The following is a 19,559-nucleotide window of genomic DNA, read 5'->3' on the forward strand; positions in this document are numbered from 1 at the left end:
AGTTCCAGTTTTATCCTGGTATTGATACTGATATGATCGCTCCCATGGACCAGAGACCCGATACATTCGATGCCCGCCGCCGTGAATTCGCAGCCTTTCTGCGTTCCCGTCGCGAGCGGCTGACGCCCTCCGAAGTTGGCCTGCCGGAGGGGTTTCGCCGACGCACGCCGGGTCTCCGCCGCGAGGAGCTCGCCATGCTCGCCGGCGTCGGCACCACCTGGTACACCTGGCTGGAACAGGGCCGCGACATCCGACCCTCCATTCAGGTGCTCAACGCCCTTGCCGATGCGCTGCGCCTCGACGAGGCCGAGCGCCGGCATCTCTTCATCCTCAACAATCGGCAAGTGCCTCAGGCAATCTCGTCCGCACCCGAATGTGTCGACGAGCCGCTGCAGCGCATGCTCGCCAACCTGACACACCAGCCGGCCTATGTGCTCGGCCGCCGGTGGGACGTGCTCGCCTGGAACCGTGCCGCCGAGGTGCTGTTCGGCGGTTACGACACGCTCGACCGCGACGAGCGCAATACCATGCATCGCCTCTTTGCCGACCCCGCGCATCGCAAGCTGCTCGTCGACTGGGAAGCAGTTGCCCGCGTCTCGCTGGCGATGTTTCGCGCCGACAGTGCGCGTTATGCCGGCGATCCGGATTTCGAGCGGTTGATCACGCTGCTGAAACAGGCAAGCCCTGAATTTCGTGATTGGTGGCAGCGCCATGAGGTCGTCAGTCCGCTATCCGGCATCAAGCGCATCAACCATCCCGTCAAGGGCCGCATGTCCTTCGAACATACCGGCCTAACACTGACCAGCCGGCCGGAAATGAAACTCATCGTCTATACGCCGCTCGATGACGACGACACCAACCGGAAACTCGCCGAGCTCCTCACATAAAAGCCAACCCCTTGCATTGCCTCGGGCTGCCGCAGTCCCATATGTTTTTCCATCATTGTCCATAGGAGGGGAAATCATGGGCCGCCTGCATATCGGGACGATCTCCGTCATATCAGCTTTGTCGCTGAGCCTGACCTCGGCTTTCGCCGCCTCGCCTGCGCCCGTCGAAGCCGAGCACGGCATGGTCGTCACCGCCCAGCATCTGGCGACCGATGTCGGCGTCGACGTGCTGAAAAGCGGCGGTAACGCCGTCGATGCGGCGGTCGCCGTCGGTTATGCGCTGGCGGTGGTCTATCCCTCGGCCGGCAATCTCGGCGGTGGCGGCTTCATGACCATCCGCCTGAAGGACGGCACGAAGACCTTCCTCGATTTTCGCGAACGCGCGCCGCTTGCCGCAACGAAGACTATGTATCTCGATGCCAAGGGCGATATCGTGCCGCGCGCCAGCCTCGACGGCTATCTTGCCGTTGGCGTGCCGGGCTCCGTCATGGGCTTCGAGACCGCGCGCGAGAAATACGGCAGCAAGTCGCGCGAAGAACTGATCGCGCCGGCACTTCGCTTCGCCAAGGAAGGTTTCACGCTGGAACAGGGCGACGCCGCAAGTTTCGCCGGCAACGCCAAGCGCCTCGCCAAGGATGAGGCGGCGGCGAAGATCTTCCTGAAACCTGATGGTAAACCCTATGCATCCGGCGAAAAACTCCAGCAGCCGGACCTTGCCGCAGTCCTGGCAGGCATTTCCGAAAAAGGCCCCGACGCCTTCTACAAGGCCGCCCCCGCCGAGGCGATCGTCAAGGCGAGCCAGGCCAAGGGCGGCATCCTCGCCAAGGAGGATTTCGAGCAATATGCCGTGCGCGAATTGAAGCCGATCGAGTGCAATTACCGCGGCTACGACATCATTTCCTCGCCACCGCCGTCTTCCGGCGGCGTCATCATCTGCGAGATCCTCAACGTTCTCGAAGGTTATCCGCTCTCCTATCTCGGCTATAACTCGGCCGAAACCGTGCACATCATGGTCGAGGCGATGCGCTACGCCTATGTCGACCGCAATGCAGCGCTCGGCGATCCTGATTTCGTCGAGAACCCGGTCGAGAAACTGCTCGACAAGAAATATGCCTCGGAAATTGCCGCCAAGATCGATCCCTACAGGGCCGGCGCCTCGGCGAACCTGAAACCGCTCGGCGGCAAGGAAAGCACCGAGACGACGCATTATTCGATCATCGACGACGAGGGCAATGCGGTCGCCGTCACCTATACGCTGAACGGCTCCTTCGGCGCCGCGGTCGTCGCGCCCGGCACGGGTGTCCTACTCAACAACGAGATGGACGATTTCACCTCCAAGCCCGGTGTGCCGAACCTCTACGGATTGGTGCAGGGCGAAGCCAATGCCATCGCCCCGAAGAAGACGCCGCTTTCCTCGATGAGCCCGACGATCGTCACCCGGGACGGCAAACCATTCATGGTGATCGGCAGCCCCGGCGGCTCGCGCATCATCACCATCACATTGGAAGCGATCCTCAATGTCGTCGATTTCGGCATGGATATCAGTCAGGCGGTCAACGCCCCGCGTGTCCACCACCAATGGCAGCCCGACAAGGTCTTTCTCGAACCCTATGCACTCTCGCCCGATACCGAAAAGACGCTTGCCGCCATGGGCTACAGCTTCGATGGCGGCAATGACGCGCCGCAATGGGGCCAGGCCGCAGGCATCCTCGTCGGCGGCAAAAGCCTTGCGGCCATCGAAAAGGGCGGCGGCGCTCGCTACAATGGCGCCATGGACAGCCGCGCAGCGGAAGGGTCGGCAAGCGGCTACTGACGCTTCGGGATCGCCTGGCCAAACAGTCGGTGGAAAGCGCAACACGGCTCTCAACAAGCGGCAGAGGCACCATTCATGTCACCGTGACAAAGTCGCCGTTCACAATTGACTTGCCTCGCCCTATGCATGGGCGAACCCGCAAGCAGAAAGATTCCCGAATGGCCAGCATTGAAATGATTGTCGCAGCCCGCGCCCGTCTGCGCGGTCATGCAAGGCGCACGCCGCTTCTCTCCTCTCCTTTTTTGAATGAGATTGCCGGCCGGCGCCTGTTCGTGAAAGCGGAATGTCTGCAGCATTCCGGCTCGTTCAAGTTTCGCGGCGGCTGGTCGGCCGTTTCCGGCCTCGATCCGGCGGTGCGCTCGAAGGGCGTCATCGCCTTCTCCTCCGGCAACCACGCCCAGGGTGTTGCGCTGGCGGCCAAGCTGCACGGCGTGCCCTCCGTCATCATCATGCCGAGCGATGCGCCGAAGCTGAAGATCGCCAACACCCGCGCCTTCGGGGCCGAAGTGGTGCTCTACGACCGCGTCAACGAAGATCGCGACGAGATCGGCGCGAGACTTTCGGCCGAGCGCAGCCTGACGCTGATCAAGCCCTTCGACGAACCGCTGGTCATCGCCGGCCAGGGCACGATCGGTCTCGAAATCTCCGAGCAGGCGGAAGAGGAAGGCGTGACGTCAGCCGAAGTCCTCGTTCCCTGCGGCGGCGGCGGATTGACTTCAGGCATTGCGCTCGCCCTCGAAGCCAGCGCCCCCGGCTTTCGCGTCCGTCCCTGCGAGCCCAGGGATTTCGACGACACGACCCGCTCGCTCGCCTCCGGCAAGATCGAACGCAACGCGGCGGTGTCAGGCTCAATCTGCGATGCGATCGTCACGCCGCAGCCGGGCAACATCACCTTCCCGATCCTCAAGCGCCTCGCCGGCGCCGGCATCGTCGTCACCGACGAGGAGGCGCTGCGGGCCATGGCGCTTGCCTTCTCGCGATTGAAGATCGTCGTCGAGCCCGGCGGCGCCGTGGCGCTCGCCGCCGCCCTCTTCCATGGCGATGCCCTGGAAAGCGACACAGCCGTCGTGGTCACCTCCGGCGGCAATGTCGATCCCGATATCTTCGCCATGGCTCTGGAACGTTTCGGCTGAACATCGTGCAAGTGAACGCCGTCGACCATCCGCAGCAGCAGCAGCGGATGGTTTCTATCTTTTACAATTACGCGACCTTGTAGCGTTTCGCCGGCGCGGTGCGCGAGAGATTCGGCATCAATGCCTGACGCGCCTGCTCGTAGGCGGCAAGCAGGCCTGCATCCTCAAGCGAGGGGATCGTTGCAAATTCGCCCTGCTCAAGACCTGCGAGCGACGCATCGACCATATTTTCTGCCGACATTACGATCTCATTCGGCAAATGTTCGACCGGCGTGCCGGCGATGTCCCAGAATTCCGTGGCGGTGGCGCCGGGCAGCACGGCCTGCACGCGAATGTTCTTCTCCGCCAATTCGTGCTTCAGCGACTGGCTGAAGGCGAGCACGAAGGCCTTCGTACCGCCGTAAACACCGTTCAGCAGCTCCGGCGCGATCGCGACGATGGACGCAATATTGATGATCGTGCCGCCGCCGCGTGTAGCGAAACCCGGCACGGCGGCATAGGTCAGCCGCGTCAGCGCCGTGACGTTGAGCTCGATCATCTCCTGCATCTTGTCGACATCGGCGGAAAGCAGCGGCGCCGTTCCACCGACACCGGCATTGTTGACCAGCAGCGTGATGCTCCGGTCTTCCTTCAACACCCCTTCGATGCGGCCGAGATCGGCCCGGTTGCTGAGATCGGCAACGACAGTCTCGACCGTCCGGCCGGTCTCATCGGTCAGCCGGCTTGCCAGCGTCTTCAACCGTTCGCCGTTGCGGGCAACGAGAATGAGATTGTAGCCCTGCTTCGCCAGCCTGTGGGCATAGACTGCGCCGATGCCCGAGGATGCGCCTGTTACCAGTGCCGTACCCTTATGGTCCTGTGTCATGATCCGTCTCCTTGCGTGCGCGCCGGCCCAATGCCTTGCGCTTGAGGAGAGTCTTACGCGCGATTGTGCGCGTCCTGAATGTCAGATATGCCACCTTTCAGGACATCCTCTTGCCAGGACGTGATGGTCATGCAGCAAATCGGCTTTCTTCTCTATCCCGGCTTCCAAATCATGAGCCTCGCGGCCGTCTCGGCCTTCGAGTTCGCCAATATCGAACTCGAGGAAAAGGTTTACGAGGTCCGCTATCTCTCCGAACACGGCGGGCCGATTACCAATTCGCTTGGCATGGTGATGGAGACGGAGGCCTTTGGGGACCCCGCCCTCGACACGCTGATCGTGGCGGGAGCGCCCGGTATCAGGCTGCCGAATGCGGCGGAAACCGACTTCATCCGCACCGCCCTGCCCGCCACACGTCGCCTGGCGTCGATCTGCACCGGCGCCTTCTTTCTTGCCGAAGCCGGCATCCTCGACGGCCGCCGCGCGACGACGCACTGGTATGTCTCTCGCGAGCTGCAAAGCCGCTATCCCAAGATAAAGATGGAAGAGGACCGGATCTTCATCATCGACGGTTCCATCTGGACCTCGGCAGGCATGACGGCCGGTCTCGACCTGGCTTTGGCGATGGTCGAGAAGGATCATGGTTTCGAGGTGGCGCGCGCCGTTTCCCGCAAGCTCGTCGTCTATCATCGCCGCGCCGGCGGCCAGTCGCAATTCTCAGTCCTTCTGGAACTGGAGCCAAAATCGGACCGGATCCAAAAGGCGCTCGCCCACGCCCGCAGCAATCTGAAATCGGCGCTTTCGGTGGAGGAGTTGGCGGAAGCCGCCCATCTCAGCCCCCGTCAGTTCAGCCGCGCCTTCCGCGACGAAACCGGGCAGTCGCCGGCGAAGGCCGTCGAGAACCTGAGGCTGGAAGCGGCCCGGCTGATGATGGAGCAGGGCCGCCACCCGATCGATGTCGTTGCCCGCGAAACCGGCTTTGCCGATCGCGAGCGCATGCGCCGCGCCTTCCTTCGCGCTTTCGGTCAGCCGCCGCAGGCAATTCGGCGCGCCGCCCTGCAGGAACTGCAGATGTGATGCACCCGGCCTGCTGCATAATTCCTTAAATCGGAATCGATTTAAGGGTAAAATTATGCAGCAATTCAAAGTGCTACAGCGTCCTTTGCGCGTCTGAAAAGACGCGCAGCGCTGTAGGCGGCAGGATGCATCCTGTTCTCGTTACCGCTCCTGAAGCGCCCGGCGTATTGCCGTCTCGACCGCTGAATAGGCACCGTCCTCCCGTTCGAGCCGAATGGGTTCGGAAGGTGCAAGGCCGGGCTGCGCCATGAAACGCGGCTGCTTGCCGCGATGCATCTGCGCTGCATGGATGAGAAACGGATGGCATAGATAGACGGTACCCGCCCGCCCTGTCGCCAAGGCCAGCGGCCGGTCTTCCCCGACGTGCTCCAACCTAAGATAGGCCATTCCCGACTCGCCCGCTGGCTCAAGAAGGCGGGCAATATCCTTGTGCGAACCGACGCGGATGCGGGTCGGCGCATCCTGTTCCCCGACATCCGAGAACAGGAAGAGCATCAGCAACGCCCGCCCGCGCGAGGTGATGTTCACCCGCCAGGCGGAAAAGTCCCGCTGCTCATCCCGATTGGAATCCTCGCCGGCAAAGCTCAGATCGACATGCCAACCGGCATCGCCGGGATCATCGGGATGGGGAAAGCGGACCGGGAAACTGCCAAGCCCGCTGCGCGGCTCCCAGCGACCCTTGCCGACGAGCTGGTCGAAGGCCGAATGCAACACCGGCGTATTGACGGCTTTCTCGAATGGCCCGCCGCCATAGCCGGCAAGCCGCACGACTGGCTGCGTCCACGTCCTTGGATCATCCGCATCGAAGGGAATGTCGCGCCACATGATGGCTCGAGCTTCCTTGGCCAATGCGAGGGGAAAAGCGTCGTCGATCCTGACGAAACCGTCGTCGATGAATTGCTCGATCTGCGCAGCACTCAGTGCCGCCGGATAAACATCTGATGTCATGAAATCTCTCTCTATCGCCAATCCTGCCGGCTCTTTCCTTGGCCAGACGCAGGGTGGTTACGTTTCACGGCAACGCGCCAGCCGCAAAGGCTGGTCAGCCGCCCCATCTTCTGATGCCCGAAGGCAGAGCCTCAGCGGCTCAAGAAGAAGACCGAAGCGATATTGAGGGTGAACGTCTTCATAGCGGCCCAAAGCTACAGCCACGCGTCCGACGGGTCAATGCGGAGATGTCAGGCCACCACCCCGCGCAACGCGCCATGCACCGACTGCAGCACGAGTTCGGCAAGCCGGGCCGCAGCCGGCTGCGGTTCGGCTTCCGCCCGATGCAGGACCAGGCCGAGCTTCGGCAAATCCGGCAAGCCGATCGCCCCCGGCGCCAGCGGCCGGACCTTCGCCGGCAGGCCAACCGGCGTGCGGATGGTGAGACCGAGGCCAGCCGCCGTCGCAGCCCAAAGACCGCCGAGACTGGGACTGACGAAGGCGAGCCGCCAGGAAATGCCCGCCTCATCAAGTGCCTTGGTCGCTGCACTGCGCAGCAGGCATGGCGCCTCCAGCGAAGCGAGCGGCATCGGCTCGCCGCTTGCGGCTTGCCAGGCCGGCTGCCCCTCGGCAGGTCCGATCCAGCGCATCGGCACTTCGCCGATCCGCTCGCAATGCGCCGTCAGCGTGCCGTCGCTCCAGGCAAGCGCCAGATCGAGCTTGCCCGATGTGACGCGCTCCAGCAGTTCGGCATTGCGTACCACCCGCGCTTCGATCCGAACCTTCGGGTGGGCACGCGCAAAGCGGCCGAGCACATCAGGCAGCAGGGTTTCGCCGAAATCCTCCTGCAGGCCGAGCCGCACCCAGCCTTCCAGCTCGACGCTGTTAACGGCGGCAGCCGCCTCGTCGTTGAGCTCCAGCAGCCGCCTGGTATAACCGAGCATCGTCTCGCCGGCATCGGTCAGCGCCAGCCCGCGCCCCGCCTTGCGGAAGATCGGCGTGCCCGCCTGCTCCTCCAGCTTCTTCAGCTGCGCACTCACTGCAGAGGTCGAACGCCCGAGCCGCTCGGCCGCCTTGGCGAAATTGCCGAGTTCCATGCCGGTCGAAAAGGTTCGAAGCACTTCGAGATCGAAGATCGTCCGTCGCATTAAATAGTCCTATTTTTCAGGATCATTCATCCATAAAATTCTGATTTTCAGCATCATCGTGCCGTGCGATGGTTCTGCTGTCAAGGCCGACCGACGGCCTGAACCATGGAGATTCCGATGCCCTTCGTTCGCATTTCCCTTCGTAAAGGCAAGTCGCCGGACTACCTCATGGCACTGGCCGACAACATCCAGCACGCCCTGGTCGAGACCTTCGACGTGCCCGAAAACGACCGCTTCCAGGCCATCCACCAGCATGACGAGCGCGAGTTGATCTTCGATCGCAGCTATCTTGCCGGCCCGCGCTCGGACGACTTCGTCTACATCTCGATCACGATCGGCAGGCCTCGCACCGGCGAGATGAAGGCAGCGCTCTATCGGCGGCTCGCCGATCTCCTGGCGCAATCGCCGGGCCTCCGGCCGGAGGACGTAATGATCGTCATCAGCACCAGCACACCGGAAGACTGGTCCTTCGGCAATGGCATTGCCCAGATGACAGACCCAGACTGGCGGCTTCGTGTGGCTGGAGGCCGGCAATGATCGCTTCGAACCCGAAGACCATGACCATCAGACGCCCTGGCAGGGCGGTCCGCTCGCCGGAGGGCGTCGCAACCTCGCCTTTCTGGGTCGAGATGCTGCTCGAAGGCAGCGCCGATGGTGAGAACACCGCAATGCGCGCCACGCTCGAACCCGGCACCATCACCCGTTGGCACACCCATCCCAGAGGCCAGTTGCTCTATGTGCTTTCGGGCCATGGGTTGGCGCAGACCGAGGGCGGCCCGATCGAAGCATTGCGTCCCGGCGATGCCGTCTGGTTTGCGCTCGGCGAGCGTCACTGGCATGGCGCGGCCGATGACAGCCCCTTCAGCTATATCAGTATCCAGCCGAAGGAAAACGGCAGCGTCGTCGAATGGCTGCAACCGGTGGAGACACGGTCATGATGACCATGCAGTACAGCTTCCCCCTGCCCGCGGACTACGACATGTCGATCATCGACCGCCGCATCCGCGACAAGGGTCCGCTGCTCGACGGCTTCCCCGATCTCGGCTTCAAAGCCTATCTCAGCGCCCGCAAGGGGGAGTTCGGCAACCGCGACAATCTCTATGCGCCCTTCTATCTCTGGCAGAGGCCGGAAGGAGCAAGCGAATTCCTCTGCGGCCCAGGTTTCGAGGCTCTCACCAGCGCCTTCGGCTGGCCACAGGTGAGGACCTGGATCGTCTGGCAGGCAGAAATCTCGCCTGATATCGCCTCAGCCAAGTTCGCCACACGCGATGTCCTGCAGACAGAGCCTTATGCGCCGCTCGCCGACATCCGCCAGGCCGAAAGCGCGGAGGCTGGAGCCGACGTTGCGACGGGCAGGGCACTCGCCTCCGTCTCCGGCTTCGAACCGACGACCTGGACGCGGGTACGCTTCAGACTGTGGCGAGAAATTCCCGAGATCGGCGAGCAGACGCAGGCCTATCGCGTCGGCCATCTATCCCTGGCTCGACCCTGACCTCAAGCGGTTGCCCGGCGATAGAATGCAAGCGAGCCGGCAAGCGCCAGCAGCGCGCCACCGCAGGCCCGCTCCAGCCACATGGCGCTGGAGGTTTTGAGGAAACGCACGGCCTGCGAACCGAAGAAGGCGTAGCCGAACATGATGAGGAAATCGAGCGCGGCAAAGACCAGCGCGAGCAACGTGTATTGCGTTGCCTGCGGCAGGGTCGGGTCGATGAACTGCGGCAGGAAGGCCGAGAAGAACAGGTAGCCCTTCGGATTGGTCGCCGCGACCATGAAGCTCTTCAGCCCGATCGAGAAGGGCGAAGTCGCGCCCGCAGGCGCTCCGGACTTCAAAGCCGCATCGATCGTGCCCTTCGAACGCAGCAGCATGATGCCGAGAAAAGCGAGATAGGCGGCACCCGCCCATTTCAGCATCGAGAACCAGAATTCCGATGCAGCGAGCAGCGCACCGAGCCCGATCGCGACGGCGCCGATCAGCACGAAATCGGACAGCACCGCGCCGATCATGCCGGCAACTGCCCGGCGCAGGCCATGCCGAGAACCGTTGGTCAGCGCCAACAGCACCGTTGGCCCGGGCGTCGCGATGCCGACAAAAGAAACGGCTGCAAAAGCCAGAAGCGTGACGATATCCATGATGCTCCTCCGAACCCGGAGCATGTCCAGCTCCAGGGAGCGAAACTTGCATGCGTCGCCAAGCTTGGCAATGCCAGTCCGTCAACGAAAAAGCCCGCCGCCTCTTCGGGCAGCGGACTTTCGAAGGCATGCGATTGGATCAGACGCCGCTCTGGCCGTCGGAGCCGATATAGGCGATGCGGATCATGTTGGTGGCGCCGGGCGTGCCGAGCGGCACACCGGCCGAGATGATGATGCGATCGCCCGGCTTGCCGAAGCCTTCGTCCGCGACGATCCGGCAGGCGCGGTTGACCATATCGTCGAGATCGGTCGCGTCATGGGTGACGACGCAATGCAGGCCCCAGACAACGGCAAGACGGCGCGCCGTCTTGATGATCGGCGACAGCGCCAGGATCGGCACCTGCGGACGCTCGCGCGAGGCACGAAGGCCTGTCGTGCCCGACGAGGTGTAACAGACGATCGCCGACAGCTTCAGCGTTTCGGCGATCTGACGGGCGGCCAGCGAGATCGCATCGGCGCCGGTCGCTTCCGGCTGGGCACGCTGGGCATAGATGATGCCGGGATAATGCGGCTCGCGCTCGATGGCGGTGGCAATCGACGCCATCGTCGTCACAGCTTCGACGGGATAGTCGCCCGAGGCCGATTCGGCCGAGAGCATGACGGCATCCGCACCTTCAAAAACGGCGGTCGCGACGTCGGAAACTTCGGCGCGTGTCGGCACCGGCGCTGAAATCATCGATTCCAGCATCTGCGTGGCAACGACCACCGGCTTGCCCGAACGGCGGCAGGCACGGATCAGCTGCTTCTGGATGCCAGGAACCGATTCGAGCGGCATTTCGACGCCGAGATCACCGCGCGCGACCATCAATGCATCGGAAAGCTCGATGATTTCCTCGATGCGCTCAAGAGCTTGCGGCTTTTCGATCTTCGACATCAGGCCGACGCGGCCGCGGGCGATCTTGCGCACTTCGGCAAGGTCGTCGGGACGCTGGACGAAGGAAAGCGCCACCCAGTCGACATCGTCGGTGGCAAGCACTGCGTCGAGATCGGCGCGGTCCTTGTCCGTCAGCGCGCCGACGCCGAGCAGCGTGTCGGGAAGGCTGACGCCCTTGCGGTCGGAGATGCGCGTGCCCGAAATAACAGTCGTGACGATGCTCTTGCCGTCGCATTTTTCTGCGCGCAGGGCGAGCTTGCCGTCATCGATCAGTAGGCGGTGGCCGGGCTGTACCGACTCTAGGATCTCGGGGTGCGGCAGATAGACGCGGTTCTGGTCGCCGAGGGCTTCGTTGTTGTCGAGCGTGAAGGTCTGGCCGGGCTTCAGATCCACCTTGCCGTCGACGAACTTGCCGACACGCAGTTTCGGTCCCTGCAGGTCGGCGAGAATGCCGATCGGCCGGCCGGAGCGCGCCTCGACCGAGCGGATGCGCTGGATGAGCATACGCATCATGTCGTGGCTCGCATGGCTCATGTTGATGCGGAAGACATCGGCACCAGCCTGGTGCAGCTTCTCGATCATCGATTCCTCGGAGGAGGCTGGCCCGAGGGTGGCGAGGATTTTAACTTTGCGATTACGCTTCATCAATTCTGGCTTTCTTGCGTCCCTGGGGTGTCGGAGAGTTGAACCATCCAGCTACCCTGGCGGCCCGTATCATATTCCTTGAATCCCATCTTCTGGTAACCGCGGGCATAACAATCCTGCACACCCGAGATCTTGAATTCATTTTCCGCCACGCACATCTGCACGTCACCCGTCCATCGTCCTCCCCGGGCGGCGTCCTCTGCGTAGAGGTAATAATAACGCGACTGCAATTCTCCCTCGATCAGCGTAGCGCAGGTCGTTGCCGGCACCTGCCACCAGCCCTCCGTCACCCAGCCATCCTTGGCCCGGTATCCGATCGCGACGCCGACGAGATTTTGTGTTCCATTGCAGACGCGAAAATCGGCGCGTGCGGCATCTGCGATGAAAAACGGCATGGCGGCTGCAAGAGCGAACAGAGCGAGACGGACCAGCGGTCCGGACCGCGTGAGGAAACTTGGCGCGGCTTGGATCAACACGGCTCCCAAATAGCTCCACGGTTATTCGTATCCGTGTCTTCTTGCGCCGCCGTCAAGCGAAAGTCAACGCAATGCTAATCGATTATATTTCCTTTCATAACCACCGTCGAGGGTCCGACTCAACCTCTCCCCACCCTGCCGCGCTTGAACCTGCCGCAGGTGCATGCGATCACTGCGCCCGACGGCGCAATGACAAACGGCAATTCCCTGATGGACGACTTCCAATCCTTCGAAATCCTATCCGGCAAACATGACAAAGGCATGGTGATCCTCGCAGATCACGCGATGAACCGCCTTCCAGCGCGATATGGCAGGCTCGGACTGCCCGACGCAGCTTTCGCCCGCCACATCGCCTATGACATCGGCATCGAGGGCCTGACGCGGCAGCTCTCGGCGAAACTCGGCGTTCCCGCCGTGCTCGGCGGCTTTTCGCGCCTGCTGATCGATCCGAACCGCGGCGAAGACGATCCGACGCTGATCATGAAGATCTCCGACGGCGCCGTCATATCGGGCAATCATCCGATCACGCCGCAGGAATGGGACTACCGCATCGAAACCTTCCATCGCCCCTATCACGACGCTGTGGCCGCAACGATCGACAGCGTGGCGAATGCCACCGGCAGAGCGCCGCTGGTGCTGTCGCTGCATTCCTTCACGCCGGCCTGGAAAGGCATTCCCCGTCCCTGGCACGCCGCCGTGCTCTGGGACAGCGACCATCGCGCCGTCGGCCCGCTGCTCGACATGCTGCGCGCCGACCCCGATCTCGCCGTCGGCGACAACGAACCCTATGACGGCGCGCTGAAGGGCGATACCATGTACCGCCATTGCATGATCACAGGCATTCCGCATGCGCTGCTCGAGGTGCGCCAGGATCTGATCGGAGACGAGACCGGCATATCCGCATGGGCCGAACGCCTGGCACCGATCTTTGCGGCGATGAATGCCGATCCCGCCTTGCACGGATACGACGTTCATCTGTCGCGCACCGGCCCTTATTGAACGAATGGCCTCATTTAACGAAAGGAAGCGAGATGACCGCGCTCAGCAAGGAACAACAGACCGAATTCGAAGCTGCCGCCTTCCGCCGCCTCGTCGCACATCTTCGCGAACGCAGCGACGTTCAGAACATCGACCTGATGAATCTGGCCGGCTTCTGCCGCAACTGCCTGTCGAACTGGTATCGCGAAGCCGCGGAGGCCGAAGGTGTCCCGGTTACCAGGGACGAATCGCGCGAAATGGTCTATGGCATGCCCTATGAGGATTGGAAGAATCTTCACCAGAACGAGGCCTCGCCTGTGCAAAAGGCTGCTTTTGAACTGAACAACCCACACAAATAGCTTGGCTGGCCGCGAACAGGCTTGACCGTGACGCCGCTTCGCGGCAGTCACTGGCATCCAAAATTGATCACCAAAAAACCAGGAGAACACGATGTCTGATGCTCATGGCGTCGCCCGCGATCAGCTTCGCGCTTTCATCGAGCGCATTGAACGGCTGGAAGAAGAAAAGAAGACCATCGCCGACGACATCAAGGACGTCTATGGCGAAGCCAAGGGAATGGGCTTCGATACCAAGATCCTGAAGAAGGTCGTGGCGCTGCGCAAGAAGGACGAGCAGGAACGCATGGAAGAGGAAGCAATCCTCGACACCTACCTGCTCGCGCTCGGCATGATCGAGTCGCCGCCGGAAGGCTGATCCTTCCGGCATTACCGATGTCGACAAGCCGCCGGCCTCCCGGCGGCTTTTCTTTTGCGGTGAAAACAACTGCCTAAACAGCCAGCTTGCCGGATCGAAATAAAAAAGAAAAACCGCCGGATCGCTCCCTCCGGCGGTTTTCGACATTTCCTCGATTGGCAGGTTCAGTTCGTGTTGAACTTGCGCACTTCCATGAAGTTCACAGCCGTGCCGCTGAAGCGGGCCGGGTCGACCGAAGCGGTCTTGATGTTGAAGCCCTCGGCATAGACGGCGGTCGGCTGGGCGCGCATCGTCTGGCTGACGAACCGCGGCGCCTTGACCAGCTTGGAGGCCATTTCGAGGCGCGCATTGGTGAGCGCCCACTGCGAGATCATCTTTTCCGTCAGCTTCGGCTCGGTGCGCACCGTCGTGCGGCTGGCATCCGCTGCCGCGGCTTCCTTATGCGTCGGGCGACCACCCTTGGCGGGAAGCCCCTGCGCCACGGCGCTTTCGACAGCCGGTTCGTCGAAGCCGTCGCCAAAGCTTGCCGATTTGGTCATCGGCGCCAATGCCGCGAGTTCGAGCGGCGGCTTTGTTGCGGCAGGCGTCTTTTGCGTCATCGCGGCGTTGATCGCCTGCTCGACCGTCTGCGGCGGAGCCTTCGACGCGATCTGGCTTTCCCCCTCGTTCCGCTGCTGGTCGAGCGCATCGGCAACGGCAGGAGACAGCGCGTCCTGATCGGCTTCGTCGGCCTCTGCTTCCGGATCGGCATCGGCCGCGGCAAGAAGGTTCTCGGCAACGGAAGGGCGTTCGATCGGCGTCGGAACCGGCAGCGCATTCGCACCCGTCAGCACGGGATCGGTCGCTGCAACCTCGGCGTCGCCAGGCGCGCGGCGCTGGCCGAGAAGCGAGGGAACCGGAATGCTGTAGGCGCTGAGATCGGCGAACTGCTGCGGCTGGGCCTGATCGGCCGGAAGGGCCGCCGCAAGAGCCTGCTGTGCGGCATTACCCGAAGGCGGCGCGACGAGTGCACTCGCCACTTCGCTGGCCGCCGGCTGGTTGCTGAATGCGGGGCGAACCTGCGGCACCGGCGCGTTCAGATCGGCGACTTCGGTCTGTTGCGGCTCGGCGGGAGCAGGCTCGGCCTTCGGCGGCGTCGCCTTGGCGACGGCAACAGGGGTGGAATCATCCGACTCGTCTTCTTGCTCGTCCGCTCCGCCGCCAAAGAGCGCGGCAAACAACGTCTTGTGCTTTGGCGCCGATTCGGAAGCGCTGGCGATCTGGATCTGCGTGCCGCTGGCGCGGCGCTTATAGTCGGCCATCGCCTGCTGGTAGCCCGGTAGCGGCTTGCCATCGGCCGGAATATGGATGGTATTACCGTTCGGGAAGAGCCGGACAAGCTCGTCGCGGCTCATGCGCGGCCAGGCGCGAACGCCACCGACATCCATATGCACGAAGGGCGAGCCCGATTTCGGATAGAAGCCGACGCCGCCGACCTGCATCTTCATGCCGATGCCGCGCAACGTCGCCAGCTTGACGTCGGGAATGAAGAAGTCCATCGCCTTGCCAAGCATATGCTGGCTCTTTTCGGCGACGCCGGAATTGCGCGAGCGGCCGCGCAGCAGCTCGTTGGTTCCTGGCGAACGGAAACCGCAGACAACGTTGATGTAGTCCCTCGAACCGCTCTGGCGATAGACTTCCCAGATCAGGTCGAACAGGCGCGGGTCCATCTTCGTCGGCTGGTTCTTGCGCCAGTCGCGCAGGAAGCGGTTCAGCTGCTCTAGACCCTTGGGGTCGAACTTGCCGTTACGCTTATAGGTGATGACGGCTTTTTCGCCGGTATGAATGAAATAGAGCTTGAGGCTGCGGGTGTCGCCCGCTGCCTGCGAAGGCGTACCAACGAATACCGGTGAGGAAACCGCGAGCGCAAGAAGGGCGGCCGCTACCGTCCTTATTGCCTTTCCGCAAATGTCGGCGCACAACAAACGCCAGCTCAAGCGCGAAGGCTTGGAATTCCCATTCAGATTCGGCAACTCGATCCCCGTCAGACAGACAATGTCCCGTACTGTCTCAGATGACTGTCAAATGCGGTCACACGATGGCAAAAATGCCACACATGATCAACCTTTTCTTTACATAGTGAACGCGCCACTAACAAGTGGTTTATGACTAGTAACAAAACGTGGTTGCCTTAACCTTAATGAAAAGCGCTTAAGCCGCATCTTTCTGGGGATTGTCAGGGTCTATGCCGTAGTCCTTGAGCTTGCGATAAAGTGTGGATCGGCCGATACCGAGCTTGCGCGCTACTTGACTCATCTGCCCGCGATAGAATTTGAGTGCGAATCGGATGAGTTCCTCCTCGACATCGGCAAGTTTGCGCACGTCTCCGGCAGGATTGACGCTGGCAATCGCGTTTTCCGAGGCCTCGGACAGGCGGTGGTGGTGTACCTCCCCCGACATCGACGCCCTGAAGTCCTCGCCATAGCCGTTGTCGGGATCGAGGCCGGTATTGTCGGCAACGAGGGCCAGGTGATCCACCACGTCATATTCCGGAAGCTGGGCGGCGATCTGCGGGAAATCAGCCTCGGTCAGCTCCGGCCCTTCGGCCAGGACGACTGCGCGGAAGATCGCGTTTTCGAGCTGGCGGATATTGCCCGGCCAGTCATAGGCCGTCAGCAAAGCCAGCGTGCCGGCATTCACCGTCATGCGGCGGCCGTTCTTCTGCTCGCTGGAGAAGCGGTCGGCAAAGACGCGCACCAGATGCGGAATATCTTCCTTGCGTTTGCGCAACGCCGGAATGGTGATCGGGAAGACGTTGAGGCGATAGTAGAGATCCTCGCGGAAATGGCCGTTCTTGACCTCCTCGATCAGATCCTTGTTGGTCGCCGAGATCAGCCGGACATTGACCTTGTGCGCGGTGCGCGCACCGACGGTCTCAATCTCGCCCTGCTGGACGGCGCGCAAGAGTTTCACCTGCACTTCGAGCGGCAGGTCGCCGATCTCGTCAAGGAAGATGGTGCCGCCGTCGGCTTCCATGAATTTGCCGATGTGGCGCTCGGTCGCGCCGGTAAACGCGCCCTTCTCGTGACCGAAGAGAATGCTCTCGACCAGATTATGCGGGATCGCCCCGCAATTGACGGTGACGAAGGGCTTGTTCGAGCGGTCGCCGCCGGATTGGATGGCGCGCGCCACCAGCTCCTTGCCGACGCCGGATTCGCCTTCGAGCACGACGGGAATGTTGGACTGAGCCGCCCGCTGGGCGAGATCGATGACGCGGAGCATCGCCGGGCTTGCCGAGACGATATCGTCGAAGCCAACCGAACCTGAGCGCGACCGGCGTCCGGCGCGCGCCTTGACTTCGCGCTGGTCGAGCTTCATCGCGTTCGAGATCGAAGTGGCGATGCGTTCGGGCGAGACCGGCTTGACGACGAAATCGAAGGCGCCGGCGCGCATGGCCTGCACCACCGTTTCGATGCCGCCCTGCCCCGTCTGCACGATGACAGGGATCTGCGTGCCGAATTCGTGAAGCGCATCGAGGAATTCGAGGCCGGTCATCTCCGGCATCATCAGGTCGAGCACGATGACGTTGAAAAGGCCGCTGTCGCGTTTGACCATTTCCAGGCCGATACGGCCATTTTCCGCCTGGTGCACGACATGGCCGTGACGCTCGATTGCGTTCTTGAGCAGGCGGCGCTGCACGGGGTCGTCCTCGACCACGAGGATTTGCCCTGCTCCCTTGAGCTCATTGTAACCGGTCATTGTCGCCTCACTTCATGCGAAACCATAAAGCGCACTCTGACAGCAAGGCTTGAACATCCAGTTTTGAGAAATAATTGCATTTTAACGATTGCAACGGGTCGATTTCGTGCCGAAGCGAGGCCTTTCATGCGCCGAAAGCCCCTTGATGCCGGGCCTTAGCGCGCTTAGACAAGCAGTCTGTTATGAATGTGGAGAGGAATGCGCCCATGAAAATCAAGCTCCCGCACGCCGGCCTTCTTCTATCGGCAGCAGCGCCAGCTGGGGCCGCCGATCCGGCGCTCGGCGTTCTGCCGGTCTGGAAGCTGCAGGATCTTTATCCCTCCGCCACCTCCACCGCCTTCGTCGCCGACATGGAAAAAGCCGGCAAGGCCGCGATCGCCTTTGAAGAAAAGTGGAAGGGCACACTCACGGAGGCGACGGCGAAGACCGGCGCCGAGGGCATCGGCGCGGCCCTGAAGGAATATGAGGCGCTGGACGACATCATCGGCCGCCTCGGCTCCTTTGCCGGCCTCACTTATTTCTCCGATACCACCAACCCGACAAACGGCAAGCTCTACGGCGACGTACAGGCCAAGATCACCGAATTTTCCGGTCATCTCCTGTTCTTCGCGCTGGAACTCAACCGCATCGACGACGCGGTGATCGACGCCTGCATGGCGAATGATCCCGCCGCCGGACATTATCGCCCTTGGCTGCTCGACCTCAGGAAGGACAAGCCCTACCAGCTCGACGATAGGCTGGAACAGCTCTTCCTTGAGAAGTCGATGACATCAGCCGCAGCCTTCAACCGCCTCTTCGACGAAACCATGGCGGAACTTCGCTACGAGATCGATGGCGAGAAAGTGCCGCTCGAAGTGGCGCTGAACAAGCTGCAGGAAAAGGATCCGGAAGTGCGCCGCAAGGCAGCCATGGCGCTCGCCGAAACCTTCAAGGCGAATATCCGCACCTTTACGCTGATCACCAACACGCTTGCCAAGGATAAGGAGATCGCCGACCGCTGGCGCGGCTTCGAGGACATCGCCGACAGCCGACACCTGGCAAACCGCGTCGAGCGCGAGGTCGTCGATGCGCTGGCCGCAGCCGTCCGCGAAGCCTATCCCCGCCTTTCGCATCGCTATTACAAGATGAAGGCGAAATGGCTTGGCATGGAGCAGATGAATTTCTGGGACCGCAACGCGCCGCTTCCAGAAACCTCCAGCGCCATCATCTCGTGGCCGGAGGCGAAGGACACCGTGCTATCGGCCTATGGCAATTTTTCCCCCGAGATGGCTGATATCGCCAGGCGGTTCTTCGACGAACAGTGGATCGATGCTCCGGTTCGTGCCGGCAAGGCGCCCGGCGCCTTCGCGCATCCGACGGTTCCCTCGGCCCATCCCTATGTGCTCGTCAATTATATGGGCAAGCCGCGCGATGTAATGACGCTTGCCCATGAACTCGGGCACGGCGTGCATCAGGTTCTCGCCGGCGCGCAGGGAGCGCTGATGTGCCAGACGCCGCTGACGCTTGCCGAAACCGCTTCCGTCTTCGGCGAGATGCTGACCTTCCGCGCGCTTCTGCAAAAGACCACCGATACGCGCGAGCGCAAGGCGATGCTCGCCCAGAAGGTCGAGGATATGATCAACACGGTCGTGCGCCAGATCGCCTTCTACGAATTCGAGCGCAAGCTCCACACCGCTCGTAAAGCTGGCGAACTCACAGCTGACGACATCGGCGAACTCTGGCTCTCCGTCCAGTCGGAAAGCCTCGGGCCGGCGATCAGCATTTCTGAAGGGTACGAGACCTATTGGGCCTATATCCCCCATTTCATCCACTCGCCCTTCTATGTCTACGCCTATGCCTTTGGCGATTGCCTGGTAAATTCGCTCTATGCCGTCTACCAGAAAGCCGAGAAGGGCTTTCAGGAGAAGTATTTCGAACTGCTGAGGGCCGGCGGCACCAAGCACCACTCCGAACTGCTGAAACCGTTCGGCCTCGACGCCACCGATCCGTCGTTCTGGAGCCAGGGCCTGTCGATGATCGAAGGGCTGATCGACGAGTTGGAAGCGTTAGATAGAGCGGCCTGATCAGCCCTGTCCCCACGCCAAACCTCTTCCCGCA

19 protein-coding genes are annotated in these 19,559 nt (G+C 62.1%); 11 read left to right on the forward strand and 8 right to left on the reverse strand.

Annotated elements, in window-relative coordinates; all coding sequences use genetic code 11:
• Positions 1-32: 32 nt before the first annotated feature.
• The 3 genes from ACM5SV_RS20420 (at position 33) to ACM5SV_RS20430 (ending at position 3,833) form a co-directional block, all read left to right on the forward strand.
• Positions 33-887 carry a helix-turn-helix transcriptional regulator gene (locus ACM5SV_RS20420; protein ID WP_222014748.1) on the forward strand — a complete coding sequence of 285 codons (855 nt, stop codon included), beginning with the start codon at positions 33-35 and terminating at the stop codon, positions 885-887.
• Positions 888-963: 76 nt separating this feature from the next.
• Positions 964-2,700 carry a gamma-glutamyltransferase gene (gene ggt, locus ACM5SV_RS20425; RefSeq protein ID WP_017995135.1) on the forward strand — a complete coding sequence of 579 codons (1,737 nt, stop codon included), beginning with the start codon at positions 964-966 and terminating at the stop codon, positions 2,698-2,700.
• Between the two features lie 158 nt (positions 2,701-2,858).
• Positions 2,859-3,833 (forward strand): threonine ammonia-lyase, encoded by a 975-nt coding sequence (locus ACM5SV_RS20430; protein ID WP_222014749.1) that lies wholly within the window; start codon positions 2,859-2,861, stop codon positions 3,831-3,833.
• Between the two features lie 67 nt (positions 3,834-3,900).
• Here the strand turns inward: ACM5SV_RS20430 and ACM5SV_RS20435 are convergent, their stop codons facing one another.
• Positions 3,901-4,698: an SDR family NAD(P)-dependent oxidoreductase gene (locus ACM5SV_RS20435; protein ID WP_113548010.1), complete on the reverse strand. Its 798-nt coding sequence runs from the start codon at positions 4,696-4,698 to the stop codon at positions 3,901-3,903.
• Between the two features lie 129 nt (positions 4,699-4,827).
• Here ACM5SV_RS20435 and ACM5SV_RS20440 point away from each other — a divergent pair, with 129 nt between their 5' ends.
• A complete protein-coding gene (locus ACM5SV_RS20440; RefSeq protein ID WP_222014750.1) occupies positions 4,828-5,772 on the forward strand; it encodes a GlxA family transcriptional regulator in 945 nt (314 codons plus the stop codon).
• Between the two features lie 141 nt (positions 5,773-5,913).
• Here ACM5SV_RS20440 and ACM5SV_RS20445 read toward each other — a convergent pair whose 3' ends face one another.
• Complete coding sequence (locus tag ACM5SV_RS20445; RefSeq protein ID WP_012758922.1) at positions 5,914-6,720, reverse strand: phytanoyl-CoA dioxygenase family protein; 807 nt, start codon at positions 6,718-6,720, stop codon at positions 5,914-5,916.
• A 230-nt stretch (positions 6,721-6,950) separates the two neighbouring features.
• The gene (locus tag ACM5SV_RS20450; protein WP_222014757.1) at positions 6,951-7,847 is read right to left on the reverse strand and encodes a LysR substrate-binding domain-containing protein; all 897 of its coding nucleotides are present in this window, start codon (positions 7,845-7,847) and stop codon (positions 6,951-6,953) included.
• A 117-nt stretch (positions 7,848-7,964) separates the two neighbouring features.
• Between ACM5SV_RS20450 and ACM5SV_RS20455 the strand changes: the two genes are divergently transcribed.
• Genes ACM5SV_RS20455 through ACM5SV_RS20465 form a run of 3 tightly spaced genes read left to right on the forward strand, consistent with a single transcriptional unit; the run spans position 7,965 to position 9,339 of the window.
• Positions 7,965-8,384, forward strand: coding sequence for a tautomerase family protein (locus ACM5SV_RS20455; RefSeq protein ID WP_113548011.1), 420 nt, complete (start codon positions 7,965-7,967; stop codon positions 8,382-8,384).
• Positions 8,381-8,785 carry a cupin domain-containing protein gene (locus tag ACM5SV_RS20460; RefSeq protein WP_012758925.1) on the forward strand — a complete coding sequence of 135 codons (405 nt, stop codon included), beginning with the start codon at positions 8,381-8,383 and terminating at the stop codon, positions 8,783-8,785. The genes ACM5SV_RS20455 and ACM5SV_RS20460 overlap by 4 nt, the downstream gene beginning before the upstream one ends.
• Positions 8,782-9,339, forward strand: coding sequence for a DUF4865 family protein (locus ACM5SV_RS20465; protein WP_012758926.1), 558 nt, complete (start codon positions 8,782-8,784; stop codon positions 9,337-9,339). Before ACM5SV_RS20460 ends, ACM5SV_RS20465 begins: the two co-directional genes overlap by 4 nt.
• Before the next feature lie 2 nt (positions 9,340-9,341).
• On the opposite strand, the gene ACM5SV_RS20470 is transcribed toward ACM5SV_RS20465, so the two are convergent.
• The 3 genes from ACM5SV_RS20470 to ACM5SV_RS20480 form a co-directional block, all read right to left on the reverse strand.
• Positions 9,342-9,977, reverse strand: coding sequence for a LysE family translocator (locus ACM5SV_RS20470; protein WP_012758927.1), 636 nt, complete (start codon positions 9,975-9,977; stop codon positions 9,342-9,344).
• A 139-nt stretch (positions 9,978-10,116) separates the two neighbouring features.
• Positions 10,117-11,556, reverse strand: a complete 1,440-nt coding sequence (gene pyk / locus ACM5SV_RS20475) for a pyruvate kinase (protein WP_003542849.1) — start codon at positions 11,554-11,556, stop codon at positions 10,117-10,119.
• Positions 11,556-12,041, reverse strand: a complete 486-nt coding sequence (locus tag ACM5SV_RS20480) for a DUF1036 domain-containing protein (protein ID WP_011653476.1) — start codon at positions 12,039-12,041, stop codon at positions 11,556-11,558. Before ACM5SV_RS20480 ends, pyk begins: the two co-directional genes overlap by 1 nt.
• Positions 12,042-12,242: 201 nt before the next feature.
• On the opposite strand from ACM5SV_RS20480, the gene ACM5SV_RS20485 reads away from it, so the two are divergent.
• From ACM5SV_RS20485 to ACM5SV_RS20495, 3 genes are all read left to right on the forward strand, one after another.
• On the forward strand, positions 12,243-13,031 hold the full coding sequence (locus tag ACM5SV_RS20485; protein ID WP_003552686.1) for an N-formylglutamate amidohydrolase: 789 nt from the start codon (positions 12,243-12,245) through the stop codon (positions 13,029-13,031).
• Positions 13,032-13,063: 32 nt separating this feature from the next.
• Positions 13,064-13,369: a DUF1244 domain-containing protein gene (locus tag ACM5SV_RS20490; protein WP_003582233.1), complete on the forward strand. Its 306-nt coding sequence runs from the start codon at positions 13,064-13,066 to the stop codon at positions 13,367-13,369.
• Between the two features lie 91 nt (positions 13,370-13,460).
• Positions 13,461-13,724 (forward strand): DUF2312 domain-containing protein, encoded by a 264-nt coding sequence (locus ACM5SV_RS20495; RefSeq protein WP_003542853.1) that lies wholly within the window; start codon positions 13,461-13,463, stop codon positions 13,722-13,724.
• Between the two features lie 164 nt (positions 13,725-13,888).
• Here the strand turns inward: ACM5SV_RS20495 and ACM5SV_RS20500 are convergent, their stop codons facing one another.
• Both ACM5SV_RS20500 and ACM5SV_RS20505 read right to left on the reverse strand, forming a co-directional pair.
• Positions 13,889-15,736, reverse strand: a complete 1,848-nt coding sequence (locus tag ACM5SV_RS20500; RefSeq protein ID WP_419425391.1) for a DUF882 domain-containing protein — start codon at positions 15,734-15,736, stop codon at positions 13,889-13,891.
• A gap of 178 nt (positions 15,737-15,914) precedes the next feature.
• Positions 15,915-17,462: a sigma-54-dependent transcriptional regulator gene (locus tag ACM5SV_RS20505; protein ID WP_012758931.1), complete on the reverse strand. Its 1,548-nt coding sequence runs from the start codon at positions 17,460-17,462 to the stop codon at positions 15,915-15,917.
• Between the two features lie 206 nt (positions 17,463-17,668).
• On the opposite strand from ACM5SV_RS20505, the gene ACM5SV_RS20510 reads away from it, so the two are divergent.
• On the forward strand, positions 17,669-19,525 hold the full coding sequence (locus ACM5SV_RS20510; RefSeq protein WP_017995147.1) for a M3 family oligoendopeptidase: 1,857 nt from the start codon (positions 17,669-17,671) through the stop codon (positions 19,523-19,525).
• Positions 19,526-19,559 lie beyond the last annotated feature (34 nt).

The sequence above is a fragment of the Rhizobium sp. CRRU65 genome (assembly GCF_048551595.1).
GTDB lineage: Bacteria > Pseudomonadota > Alphaproteobacteria > Rhizobiales > Rhizobiaceae > Rhizobium > Rhizobium leguminosarum_J.

Bases quoted from the DNA above. Each gene is read 5' to 3' on its own strand.
- ACM5SV_RS20505 (WP_012758931.1), bottom strand. From the start codon at position 17,462: ATGACCGGTTACAATGAGCTCAAGGGAGCAGGGCAAATCCTCGTGGTC.
- ACM5SV_RS20510 (WP_017995147.1), top strand. From the start codon at position 17,669: ATGAAAATCAAGCTCCCGCACGCCGGCCTTCTTCTATCGGCAGCAGCG.
- ACM5SV_RS20450 (WP_222014757.1), bottom strand. From the start codon at position 7,847: ATGCGACGGACGATCTTCGATCTCGAAGTGCTTCGAACCTTTTCGACC.
- ACM5SV_RS20435 (WP_113548010.1), bottom strand. From the start codon at position 4,698: ATGACACAGGACCATAAGGGTACGGCACTGGTAACAGGCGCATCCTCG.
- ggt (WP_017995135.1), top strand. From the start codon at position 964: ATGGGCCGCCTGCATATCGGGACGATCTCCGTCATATCAGCTTTGTCG.
- pyk (WP_003542849.1), bottom strand. From the start codon at position 11,556: ATGAAGCGTAATCGCAAAGTTAAAATCCTCGCCACCCTCGGGCCAGCC.
- ACM5SV_RS20420 (WP_222014748.1), top strand. From the start codon at position 33: ATGATCGCTCCCATGGACCAGAGACCCGATACATTCGATGCCCGCCGC.
- ACM5SV_RS20440 (WP_222014750.1), top strand. From the start codon at position 4,828: ATGCAGCAAATCGGCTTTCTTCTCTATCCCGGCTTCCAAATCATGAGC.
- ACM5SV_RS20460 (WP_012758925.1), top strand. From the start codon at position 8,381: ATGATCGCTTCGAACCCGAAGACCATGACCATCAGACGCCCTGGCAGG.
- ACM5SV_RS20455 (WP_113548011.1), top strand. From the start codon at position 7,965: ATGCCCTTCGTTCGCATTTCCCTTCGTAAAGGCAAGTCGCCGGACTAC.
- ACM5SV_RS20445 (WP_012758922.1), bottom strand. From the start codon at position 6,720: ATGACATCAGATGTTTATCCGGCGGCACTGAGTGCTGCGCAGATCGAG.
- ACM5SV_RS20470 (WP_012758927.1), bottom strand. From the start codon at position 9,977: ATGGATATCGTCACGCTTCTGGCTTTTGCAGCCGTTTCTTTTGTCGGC.
- ACM5SV_RS20465 (WP_012758926.1), top strand. From the start codon at position 8,782: ATGATGACCATGCAGTACAGCTTCCCCCTGCCCGCGGACTACGACATG.
- ACM5SV_RS20490 (WP_003582233.1), top strand. From the start codon at position 13,064: ATGACCGCGCTCAGCAAGGAACAACAGACCGAATTCGAAGCTGCCGCC.
- ACM5SV_RS20430 (WP_222014749.1), top strand. From the start codon at position 2,859: ATGGCCAGCATTGAAATGATTGTCGCAGCCCGCGCCCGTCTGCGCGGT.
- ACM5SV_RS20485 (WP_003552686.1), top strand. From the start codon at position 12,243: ATGGACGACTTCCAATCCTTCGAAATCCTATCCGGCAAACATGACAAA.
- ACM5SV_RS20495 (WP_003542853.1), top strand. From the start codon at position 13,461: ATGTCTGATGCTCATGGCGTCGCCCGCGATCAGCTTCGCGCTTTCATC.